At 40.1% G+C, this 12182-nt stretch carries 9 protein-coding genes; 1 reads left to right on the top strand and 8 read right to left on the bottom strand.

Going from position 1 to position 12182, the window contains the following annotated elements:
- The coding region (hflX, locus tag RYL77_RS08025) for a GTPase HflX (RefSeq protein WP_315010907.1) at window positions 1-853 on the bottom strand (853 nt) is incomplete at its 3' end.
- On the bottom strand, window positions 846-1730 hold the full coding sequence (gene miaA, locus RYL77_RS08020) for a tRNA (adenosine(37)-N6)-dimethylallyltransferase MiaA (RefSeq protein ID WP_315010906.1): 885 nt from the start codon (window positions 1728-1730) through the stop codon (window positions 846-848). The genes hflX and miaA, both read right to left, overlap by 8 nt.
- Window positions 1731-1850: 120 nt before the next feature.
- Here miaA and RYL77_RS08015 point away from each other — a divergent pair, with 120 nt between their 5' ends.
- Complete coding sequence (locus tag RYL77_RS08015) at window positions 1851-2021, top strand: DUF3042 family protein (RefSeq protein ID WP_001051780.1); 171 nt, start codon at window positions 1851-1853, stop codon at window positions 2019-2021.
- A 50-nt stretch (window positions 2022-2071) separates the two neighbouring features.
- On the opposite strand, the gene RYL77_RS08010 is transcribed toward RYL77_RS08015, so the two are convergent.
- From RYL77_RS08010 to RYL77_RS07985, 6 genes are all read right to left on the bottom strand, one after another.
- Complete coding sequence (locus RYL77_RS08010; RefSeq protein ID WP_315010905.1) at window positions 2072-2911, bottom strand: thymidylate synthase; 840 nt, start codon at window positions 2909-2911, stop codon at window positions 2072-2074.
- Between the two features lie 96 nt (window positions 2912-3007).
- Complete coding sequence (locus RYL77_RS08005) at window positions 3008-3967, bottom strand: ROK family glucokinase (RefSeq protein WP_315010904.1); 960 nt, start codon at window positions 3965-3967, stop codon at window positions 3008-3010.
- Window positions 3968-4077: 110 nt separating this feature from the next.
- On the bottom strand, window positions 4078-4770 hold the full coding sequence (locus RYL77_RS08000) for an excalibur calcium-binding domain-containing protein (protein ID WP_315010903.1): 693 nt from the start codon (window positions 4768-4770) through the stop codon (window positions 4078-4080).
- Between the two features lie 49 nt (window positions 4771-4819).
- A complete protein-coding gene (locus RYL77_RS07995) occupies window positions 4820-5437 on the bottom strand; it encodes an alpha/beta hydrolase (protein WP_315010902.1) in 618 nt (205 codons plus the stop codon).
- Window positions 5438-7159, bottom strand: coding sequence for an aminodeoxychorismate synthase component I (pabB, locus tag RYL77_RS07990; protein ID WP_315010901.1), 1722 nt, complete (start codon window positions 7157-7159; stop codon window positions 5438-5440).
- 82 nt (window positions 7160-7241) lie between these two features.
- Window positions 7242-12182 (bottom strand): ZmpA/ZmpB/ZmpC family metallo-endopeptidase (locus RYL77_RS07985; protein ID WP_315010900.1); only part of this gene is annotated, 4941 nt, incomplete at its 5' end.

Genomic DNA, 12182 nt, shown 5'->3' with positions numbered 1-12182 from the left:
TAACATGAACCAGAAGGTCCACATGCTTGCTTTCTTCCAAGGTTGACTTGAAACTAGACACCAACTCTGTCGGTAAATCTTGGATAAAGCCAACCGTATCAGTCAAGGTAACCTGAAGATTGCCCCCCAGATGAATACTCTTGGTTGTCGCATCTAGAGTCGCGAATAGCTCGTCCGCTTCATACTGGGTCTTACTGGTCAAGGTGTTCATAATGGTTGATTTCCCAGCATTGGTGTAACCAATCAAACCAATCTTAAAGGTACTGGACTCCAAACGTTTTTCTCTGACTGTGGCCCGATTTTTCTCAACCACCTTGAGCTGTCTTTCAATATCCGTGATTTGATTGCGAACACTACGACGGTTCAGCTCCAGCTGGCTTTCACCAGGTCCACGGGAACCAATTCCCCCTGCCTGACGGCTGAGCATAATTCCCTGACCAACCAAGCGAGGCAAGAGATATTTTAACTGAGCCAAATGCACTTGGAGTTTCCCTTCATGGCTTCGAGCCCGCATGGCAAAGATATCCAAAATCAACTGCATACGATCAATAACCTTGACACCCAGAACTTCTTCTAGATTGACATTTTGCCGTGGAGTCAAGCGGTTGTTGACAATAACAGTGGTAATCTCTTCTGCATCCACCATGAGCGCAATTTCTTCCAACTTACCAGAACCGACGAAGGTCTTAGAATCATACTTTTCACGTTTTTGTCTGTAGCTATCGACAACGACCGCTCCAGCTGTCTTGGCTAGACTGGCCAATTCTTCCATAGAGAGGTCAAAATTGTCCATGCCCTGCAATTCCACACCGATAAGCAGAACGCGTTCCTCTTTTTTCTCCGTTTCAATCATCTAAAAACTCCTCTATCTGGCTTAAAATGCGGTCTTGCACACCAGACTCTCCAATCTGATAAAAGGTGACCTGCATGCGATTACGGAACCAGGTCAACTGGCGCTTGGCAAAACGACGGGTCGCCTGTTTGAGACTCTCACTAGCTTCCTCCAAGGTCTGCTCTCCACGGAAATAAGGAAAGAGTTCCTTATAGCCAATTCCTTTGGCAGCCTGCACATCTGGATAATGGTCAAAAAGCCACTTGGCCTCATCAAAAAGCCCAGCCTCAAACATCAAATCCACTCGGCGATTGATGCGCTCATAAAGTTGACTGCGTTCATCATCCAAGCAGATAATCAATGGTTCATACAAGGTCTCTTGATTTTCCAAATCCTGACCAAAATGGGCAATTTCCAAGGCACGCATAGCACGACGACGATTAAACTGAGGAATTTCAAGGCCTGCTTGCTCCACAAGATGAGCTAATTCCTCATCTGAATAAGGCTCCAAGCTAGCTCGATAGGCTAAAATCTCCTCATGGGGGATCTCCCCACCTAGATGATATCCTTCAAGTAAGCTCTGGATATAAAGCCCAGTCCCACCAGCGATAATGGCTAGTTTGCCACGGCTGTGAATCTCCTCAATAGCCATTTTAGCTTCTGAAACAAAATCAAAAGCCGAGTAAGACTCGGTTACCTCTCTAACATCGATTAAATGATGGGGAACAGCTGCCTGCTCCTCTGGACTAGCCTTGGCCGTCCCAATATCAAGTCCTCGATAAACTTGCTGGCTATCTCCACTAACCACTTCGCCATTAAAACGCTTGGCCACTTCAATGGCAAGAGCTGTTTTTCCAACAGCAGTCGGTCCAACAATCACAATTATTTTTGTTTTCATCTTTTTTCCTTGAAAAATTCCCATTTTTTCGTTACTATTATTATAACACAAAAAGGTCAGTCAGAAAAATGTGACCTCTTGAGGGGGCTGGCTGATTAAGAAGATAAAGGAGGAAGACTCATGGCTAAAGGATTCGCTAAAGGTCTTGTAACAGGTGTCGCAGGAACTGTCGCTGCAGTTGCAGGTGCAGTATACGCATTTAAAAAGAAAGTGATCGAACCAGAGGAGCAAAAAGCAGCTTTCATCGAAGAAAACCGTAAAAAAGCAGCTCGTCGCCGCGTATCACGTTAAGAAACAAAAGAAGTTGGGATTTATTGTCTCAACTTCTTTTTTCTATTCTTTTAAATAGCTAGGTCAAACTTCAACTGTGGCTTGACAGGGTCATAATCCACCAACTCAAAATCTTCCGCTTTAATATCAAAGAAATTGGTCTTATCTGGCACATTCAATACCAAACGTGGTTGGCAGTTTGACGGCTCCCGACGAAGCAATTCCTCTGCTTGTTCAAATTGATTGTCATAGATATGGAGGTTGTTGATGAAATAGAAGAACTTCCCGACCTTCCAGCCGAAATGCTTGGCAATCATCATTTGAAGAGCCACATACTGCATAGCATTGATGTGATGAGCCACCAACATATCATTCGAACGCTGGGTCAAGGTCGCATCCAGATAAATCTCCCCATCAACACGGCGGACATCAAACATGGTCTGAAAGGCGCATGGGAGCAGCCCTTCTGTTTCTTCGAAAGCTTGGTAATCCCAGAGCGAAATGATATTGCGGCGATTCCAAGGGTTGGCTTCCAACTGCTTGAGAAGCTTATTGATGATGTCGTGTTTCTTAACAACAGCACCATAGCGCTCACCGATGGTTCCTGTATCTCCAACTTCCCAGTCATTCCAGTAGTGAACATTGTACTTGTCATTGAGCACGTCTAGGCTATTGGACTGGTCTTGGTAAATCCAGAGCACTTCTTTGATAGCGGATTTGATGGCAATGGGACGCAAGGTCGTGATGGGGAATTCTCCCTTGGCCAAGTCATACTCGGCAAAAGCACCCGTTACATACTTAGAGTTGGCAACAGTCCCATCCTTGTACTTGGGACGAGCCTGTTCTGAGAAAACACCTTCCTTTAGAATGCGTTCAATATTTTCTTTAAAAATCGTATCTGCTTTGGTCATTTCATTTCACCTCATTCATTGTCCTAACTAGTATAGCATAAAAAAGAAAAGAGGAAAATCACTCGCTTTTAGAAAGCAATTTTCTCCTTTTTTATTTTATTGCAATACAAGTGATGCTGCTCCAATAACTCCAGCATCGTTTCCTAGAGTTGCAAGAGCCAATTTTGTTGATGTGCGTACTTGTGGGAAGCTATTTTCGTCGTAGACTTTTTGAATACCTTGTAGAAGGAATTCTCCTGCAGCTGACACCCCACCACCGATGACGATTGTTGACGGGTTGAGGATTGAACCAATGTTGGCACAAGCGATTCCCAAGTAACGTGAGAAGTTACGGTAAACTATCAAAGCAAGGTCGTCTCCTTCTTTTGCAAGGTCAAAGACAGTCTTAGCAGTTACTTCTTCTCCGTTATCAATCAAGCGTTTCAAGGCTGCATCGCCTTCGTATTCATCAGCATAGCGACGAGTCAAGTTGACAATCCCTGTTGCAGAAGCAACTGTCTCAAGGCAACCTTTCTTACCGCAAGTACATGCGATTGGTTGGTCAAAGTCAACAGTGATGTGGCCAAGCTCACCTGCTGCACCAGCAACACCGTGAAGCAATTTGCCTTCTGCGACAATACCGCCACCAACACCAGTACCAAGTGTCATAAAGACGACGTCTGGTTGGTTATCACCAGCACCCATCCAACGTTCACCAAGAGCTGCCACGTTGGCATCATTATCAATGAAGAATGGAATACCCAAGGCTTTTTCAATTTTCTCTTTAATTGGTTGAAGGGTTTTCCAGTTCAAATTGTAGGCACCAATAACAGTCCCTTTTTCACGGTCAACCACACCTGGTGACCCCATTCCAATACCTTGGAAGTCCTCTGCTACCAATCCAAGCAAGTCCAAACGGTGTTGAATAGACTCAATCATATCATCAACGATATGACTTCCCTCATCCAAAATGTTGGTCTTGATAGACCATTTTTCTTGGATTTCTCCTGCTGTTGTCAAGATTGCAAATTTGATAGAAGTTCCACCAAGGTCAATCCCAATAATCTTTTGACTCATCATATTCTCCTTTTTCATTGTGTAGTAATTGAAAATGCTTACAGTACTAGTATAACAAAATTTAGTTACTTGTGCAAAGGTTTGCATTAACTTTCTAGATTTTATCTGATTTATGGTTTCCAGAGGCCTGCAGCATCTACGTAGTAACGTCCGCCATCAACTCGCTCATTCTTAGCCATTTTACCATCTGATTTTAAATAGTAATTCCCTTGCCATGCATTGCGAGCATAAGAACCATCTGATTTCAAGTAATACCAAGCTTGGTAAGAAGCATCATAAAGCCATTCACCTTGTGCCATTTTACCGTTTGATTTAAGGTAGTACAGTCCTTGCCATGCATTCTTTGCATAAGAACCATCTGATTTCAAATAATACCAAGCTTGATAAGAATCATCGTAAATCCATTCGCTCTGCGCCATTTGACCGTCTTCTTTCAGGTAATAGCTTCCCTGCCAAGCATTTTTCACTGGATTTCCATTTTCATCAAAGTAGTACCAAGCACCGTCCTGCTTAACCCAGCCACTTGCTGTTGCTGAACTTGTATCAGTTTGAGCCGCCGTTGATTGTTTTGCTTTGAAAGCACCTTTTGGGGCATTTTTCAATTCACACGCCACACCATCATGATCTCGGTCTAACTTGGCAGAATAACCAGGTTCTCCCTCATGAATATCCGCGTATCCATTCGCCCAAGCTTCCTTACAACTAGAAAAATGGATATTTTCTTCCGCTAAAACTGGTTGTGAAAACAAGGCTAAAACTGGCAAGCTAGCTAGACTCATTTTTAAAAATAGACGTTTGTTCATTTCTTTCTCCCATAACGATGTTATCGATTTCAATAGTATTTTATCAAACTTATTTTAACGATTCAAGAAAATCTTTGACTGTCCCAGCAAACTCTTTTGGTTTTTCCTTATTCAAAACATGAGGACCGTCTGGGATAATCTGAAATTGGGATTCTGATATTAGTTTATGAATACTTCTCATAGAACTAAGATTTGGTTTATCTTTGCTACCACAAATTAACAAAGTTGGATAGGGACAATTCTTTGCAATCTCCCTTAAATCAAGTGTCTTCAATTCCTCAGAAACTCCGACCATAAGAGCTTTGTTTGCTCCCCGTTTTTCAAAAAAACTTTTTGGAAGTAGTTTAAAAATCATCAACTGGATTTTAAATAAGATATTTCCAGCTAATTTCAGAGGGCAACCTGACAAAACTAAACCTTGAAGATTTGGTAAATCATAACTGGAAAGTTCTAGTGCCAGGACCGCACCTAAAGACAATCCAACCAAAATAAAAGGTTCTGTCTCTTGAGCTAGATGCTGATAAACTCGTTCCTTGGCTTGTTGATAGTTGCTAACTGTAGAAGGAAATAACTCGATAGCCTCAGAAGGATAATCTGTCAGTAGATTCCGAGCTTCTTTCCAAGACTCTGCTGACTGCCCTAACCCGTGTAAAAATATCAGTTTCATCTAGTTCTCCTCAAGGCTTAACTCATACAAGCCTCTCACTGCATTACAGCCGTACATAACTTCTGCTTGGGTTAAATCTGCCAAGGTCAAGACTTTCTCTTCTACCTGTCCTGTTTCCAGCAAATGCTGACGATAAATTCCTGGTAAGATTCCCAGTCGGATAGATGGTGTATAGAGTTTCCCATCAATCTTCAGAACCAAATTTCCGATAGAAGTCTCAAGCAGTTCTCCTGACTTATTGTAGTAAATCTTCTCTTGTTCCCCTAGGTTTAAATGCGGTCGGTAACTCGTTTTGAAGTAGGTGAAGGCTTGCTGTAAATCCGCTTCCTGCAGACAAAGTTGAGCTTGACAAAAGCTTGTACTAAGGGGTGTTAAGATTTGGCGACTGACTTCAATCTCTCCAGACTTGCTGAGACTGATTCGTAGACGGTAATCTTGACTAGCGTCACAAGCCTGACACTCCGCCTCTATCTTTTTTCTCACTTCTTCTGCATCAAAAGGATATGCAAAATAGCGACTAGCTTTTCTCAGTCTTTCTATATGTTGTTCTTCAAACAACAAGTTCTTCTGACTGATTTTTCCAGTAGTAATCAGCTGAAAACGAGCTTGTTTACGATAGAGAACTGCTGCCTTTTGATGAATCTCTCGGTATTCAGATTCCCAAGTACTATCCCAAGTAATGCCTCCGCCTACTCCATAGATGGCTTGCCCCTTGTAGAGTTGAATGGTCCGAATGGCAACATTGAAAATCCGATGCCCATTTGGAAGCAAGAGACCAATCGTTCCACAGTAGACTCCACGCGGTTGGGGCTCCAAGTTCTTGATGATTTCCATAGTCGCAATTTTCGGAGCTCCCGTTATGGATCCACAAGGAAACAGAGAACGGAAGATTTCAACAAGGTCAACATCCTCTCGCAATTGACTCTTGATGGTCGAAGTCATCTGCCACACAGTTGAATACTGTTCCACTTGGCACAGACACTCCACGTGCTCACTGCCCACCTCAGAAATACGATTCATATCATTGCGCAAGAGGTCCACGATCATCATATTTTCAGAGCGATTTTTGGGATCCTGCTCCAACCAACTAGCTTGGGCAAGGTCTTCTTGGTCAGTCACTCCCCGCTGAGTCGTTCCCTTCATTGGTCGCGTCGTCAATTCACGGTCATTTTGCTCAAAAAAGAGTTCTGGACTCATGGAAATCACTGCCATGTCATCATGTTCCACATAGGCATTGTAGCCTGCCTCCTGCTCTACCACCATACGATTGTAGATAGCAAAAGGATTAGCACTTAAGTCCTGCTTGAGTTGGACGGTGTAGTTAACCTGATAGGTGTCCCCCTGCCGCAAATGATGATGAATCTGAGCAATGGCTTTTTCATAGTCATCTGCAGATGTTACTTCCTGCCAGTTTGAAGGCAAATCAACCTCGTCATAAATCAGAGGAATAGGGGAAGTTTCTACCCTATCATGAACTGTAAAATATAGCAGATACTCTGCCAGTAAAGGAGCTTTATGAACTGCTAATTTCTCCTCAAAAGCAGGTGCAGCCTCATAGCTGACATAGCCCACCACATAGTAGCCCTGCTCTTGGTAGCTTTCCACTTGTGCCAGCAAATCTGACACTTCTGATACATCTCTCGTTTTTAACTCTTTAATCGGCTGGGTAAAGGTGTATCTCTCCCCCAAAGCCCTAAAATCAATCACTGTTTTTCTGTGCATACCTTAAGTATAGCATAAAAAGGCAGATCCAGACAAAGCTGATCTACCTTTTTATCATTTTCTTACTATTGATTACACTTAATTATGCTTTAGTAAATAAATCACCAGCAAATCCATCTGATTTCTGTAAGAGTTGTTTGTAAACTTTTTCTTTAAGTGCAACTGTTTGGTTTGAATTACCAGCTTTCAGGTCATTTTCAACCGCTTTGTTGAACAACTCTTGAAGTCCCGCATAGTTTGAGATTTTCTCACCATTGATTTCAATTTCAACAAAACCTTTTTCACCTTTAGCTTTAACTTCCTTGAACCATTCTTTCTTCCACTCTTCTAGTGTATGGAATTTACCACCAGACACTTTCTCAATGATAAAGTCATCACCAAGACCCGGTCTACCAGCTGCTTTAGATTCTTGTTTATACTTGTTAGAAGCATATCCGACAAATCCATCCAAGTATCCGAAGTAACCCCACATACGGAATGTATTATGTTTGAACGAGATAGAACCTACAGCACTTTGACTTGTATTACCACCGTAAATTCCAGCCATCATACTTACAGTTTGATATGCCGTATCAAAACCTTCAGCACGATAATGTTTATTTCCAGGCATATTATGCTTAGTCACGTAATTACCATCTACAAGGTCATCAATGCTTGTCAATTTCTTCTTGTTCTCCGCGTCATTTAGGTCACGAAGTAAATCCCATTGGTGTGGTTGTCCAACTAAACCATTTCGATCAGCTTTTTCACGCCATTTCTTGTCCATCTTCTTGAACCACTTATTGTTATCTCCGTCATTCTTCGCGATAACGGCATCCGCTTCTAAATGGTCGAGCATCATAAGCGCTTCGTTATAGTTCTTCATGTAATGGTCAATTTTAGCTCGACTATCAAGCAAGTTCGGATTGTAGTTATACCATTGGTTTCCATCATTTTTACGCTCATACGCCATATTTAGACCCAATGCGCCATAATCACCATTAGAACTTGTTACCGCAGGCGATTGTAACATACCTTGAGCAAAGGCTTCAACGTCTGTACCTTCACGATGTCCCCAACCACCTAAATAAGCCATACGGTCATTGATATGCGTTGTTTCATGAGTAAAGGCTGATGTACCAAAATCACTAATCATACTTGACCAGATATAGTACACGGCTTCTGAGTTTTGAGGTCTATCAAAGATATACGCATACGCACCCATACCATTATCACCATGCCATTTACCAGTTGGACCATAGAACTCACGAATTGGAGCATAATCACCGTTCTTCGTATGACCCATTCTATCAACCCATCCACCTGGCGCACCATGGTTATCCCAGATAGCCGATGGAACCATGTTTTCAGATTTCAACAACTGATTACGTACATTATCAGCCGCCAAGCGAGACCAGAAGTCTAAGTAGTTGATTTGTTCTTGTGCACGTAAGTCAATTTCTTTCTTGAATGCTTCACGTTCAGCTTCTGTATTCTTACCATATTTCTCAAACGCACTAAATGCTAGTGTATTGTATGTTGAAATCAAGAACATATGAGCTTTCTTTGTAGTCAGAAGTGGCAAGATATATTTGCTATGTTCGCCATTGTTTAAGTTTTCATATAAACGATATTTCTTGTCCGCAAACAATGGATTTGATGATTGTTTCTCAACGACATAGTTTGTATGTGAAACAGCTTTCTTATACCAGGTGTTAATATCAGTTTCGTTTGTGAATAAACGCATATTATAGTTTAATAAACCGTTCAACTCACCAATACCAATCGTTCCACCGATCGTTTCTCGATAAGCTTCTAATGTTCTGTTACCTTTAATGTTATTTTCTCTAGAACCGATCTTAATCAAGAAATCTAAGATATTTACATTCTTACCATAGAAGTCAGGTTTGAACATCATAAGATCTTTCATTGATTTTTCGTCGTATTTAAATCCATAGTAACGATTTAGATAAGTAAGACCCATCATAATTTTCGCTTTGTTTTCGTCTACTTTCTTAACAAGAGCTTTCATTGCAGCTTCGTCACCATTTAATTGGTGGTCTTCATTCTCAACTAAAGCTTTCACAAGTTTATCAAGGTTTCCTCGAACTTCTTCAAAGCTTTCTTCAAGGAACAAGTTACGAATGTAATTGTTCTTATGATTGTCACTATTCTCAGCTGGTTTGTTACGTTTGTCCATTAATGCACGCACTTCAGGTGAAATCAATTCGACACTTGCTAATTTTTCTTTCACATCAGCAATTAGTTTGTCACGATTCTTATCCACCATATTTGGTGTGTAAACAATGCCATCTAGACCTGTAATACTATATTCACGAACTTGTGCTACGTTTGAATCCTTAGAAGCAACCGTCATTTCTTCTTTAGTACCATCAGCGTAATGAATCATTATTTTATCAACACTTGATAAGTCAGTCACGAATTGACCATCTTTCATACCAGTTACAGATAATACTTCAGTCGTTAATAATTTAGAACCAGCAGGAATTTTATTTCCTTGATTGATAATCCATTCTTTGTTGTAGAACGGTTGAAGTTTTTCCACATTTCGGTAAGCAAGTTCACGTTCTGCATTATAATCTTGAATCTCTTTATACGTATCAGATTTTGGGAGATTATTATTTAACTTATCTACTAATAATGTTGGAGCTTCAAAATCTTTAGATGTAATATCGAAACTTTCTAATCTTTTATCAGCTTCTTCTTTAGAGATTTCTTTAAGTTTGTCCGCATTTTTTCTTGTCACATTACCAGTAGCTTCCCCAGCTACGCTGACAACTCTACTTAAATAAGGGAACCCAAAGTCATCATCTCCAATATCACCTGAACCATAAAGTTTTTCAGCGTTAGTTACTTTTACATAACTAATAACATCTTCTAAAAATCCGTATGGCCAGTTTTTAGTAATAACTCCACCTGTCTCTACATTGTTTTTCAAGTTAATTGACCCTTTTGCTACAGCTTTTTTAATATGTCCGTTAGCTCTTACATCCATTGGGTCCATACCCCTATCAAGTGTTGAAACTAAAGCTGAACCACGAGCTCTTTCACCAGTGATTTCTACATCTGTATAAACTTTTTCAATATTTGCTTTTCTTTGGTTGTTAACTAAACCAGAAATACTCCAACCTTTTTTACCTTCTGTGCGAAGTTTTCCGATAACAGAAACATTTTTCATTTTGCTTCCATTATTTAAATTATTAACAACTCCAGCTACATCATTACCACCAACAATACTACCCGTAATTTTAACATTTTCAATTGTCGTATTTGTAGCATCTTTTGCAAGTGTCGCTATTTGATCCGTACCTGGTTTATTTATATTCACGTTAGAGAAAATTAAATCTTTAATTGTAGAATTTTCAATAACATCAAATAATGGATTGCTTAAGTTATGAATAGCAAACCTATTCCCATCAGTACTAGTTAACGTACCTTTAAATTTCTTAGTAATATAAGATTTTCCATTTGGTTTAATATTAGTAGCATTTAAGCTTTGTCCAATTTTATATTCACCTTCTGGGTTATTTTGAATAGCTTCAACCAATTCAGCGAAATCATAGTAAACATTATCCACTTTTGGTTTTGGTTTAGCTATATAATAAACATACTCGTTAGCTAATTTCGAAGAATCTGTATGCTGAACTAAATCAGGCGCAGTTGCAGTAACTTTATATAAAGTTTCCCCATCTTTAACCACTTCTTCTATCTTATCAACAGCAAGTCTTGTCACTTTATTGTCATGAGTTGTTACTCGTAAGTAAAGCGGAGCAACATCTGTTGGCTTTTCAGTTAATAAGCTCTTATCTGTTTCGTTTCCTTCAGCATCTACACTCATTAAGCTGGTTTCTTTGATATTTTTGATTTCAACTTTTTTAAGGTCTAATTGAATTTGTTTATCTTCTAATTTCTCAGTTTCTTCACCTTCTCCACGATCATAAACCATTGTAGTAGATAGGGTGTAACCTTGATAATATTTCAATTTATCTAAAGTAGCGTTTAAATTATTTTCAGATACCGTTACTTCTTTGACAAGTTGTCCATCTTTATCTTTTAACGCTAATTTGATTGATTTGATTTCTACTCCAGCTGGTTTAGTCAATGTATAACTAGCTGTGGCACTCTTCTTCAAGACATCTTTTTCAGTATTAGCCCATTGTAATGTTGGCTTTTCTAACCCTTTTGTGCCTTGCTTAATAATTTTATCTTGAGGTTCTTGGATAACTTTTTCTACTACTGTTGGAGCATCGTTTGTTTTTTCTCCACGAATCGTTTTATAGGTTTCAGTAATTTGTTTCTTACCGTCTACACCTTCTTGAGCAACTTTAGTTGTTCCACGTTTTAAAGTGTCATCATCTTCTGTTTTTGTAGCAAAAGGAATGACTTCTTCTCTTGTTTCAACTGCTGTTCCTTCAACTGGTTTTGTCCCTTTTTTAACGACTTTAGAAACGGCAGGAGTTTTTACTTCTGTTGTTGTAGAAAGGACTTTGTCTGTTTCTACACCTTCCACTGTTTCGTAAGTTGTTTTCGTAACTTGAACTCCTTTAGAAGCAGGATTTTCAACTACTTCGTCACCCACATATTTTGTGTCATCCAGAACTACTTCTGTTGTGAAATCTAGTTCACTTTCAGTAGACTTCTCAACTGTACCAGTTGTTACTTTATATTCTGGATTTGCTGATTGCTCTGTAGCTTGGCCTTCTTTTCCTGTTTCTTGTGTTCCCTTAGTTGAAACTGGTTCTTTATACTCTGGTAATTCAGCTTGTGTTAGAGCTTGGCCTTCCTTACCTTCTTCTTGGGTACCCTTCATTTCAACTAGAGCTTCTGGTAATTCAGGGTGCGTTAAGGCTTGGCCTGCTTTGCCTTCCTCTTGGGTTCCTTTAAACTCTACTGTAGCCTCTGGTAATGTTGGTTGCGTTAGAGCCTGACCTGCTTTGCCTTCCTCTTGGGTACCTTTCACTCCTACTTGAGCTTCTGGTAATTCAGGGTGCGTTAAGGCTTGGCCTGCTTTGCCTTCCTCTTG

This window comes from uncultured Streptococcus sp., from assembly GCF_963516515.1.
Classification (GTDB): Bacteria; Bacillota; Bacilli; order Lactobacillales; family Streptococcaceae; genus Streptococcus.
Note: the sequence above shows the minus strand (reverse complement) of the source record. Positions and strands in the feature narration are given on the sequence as shown.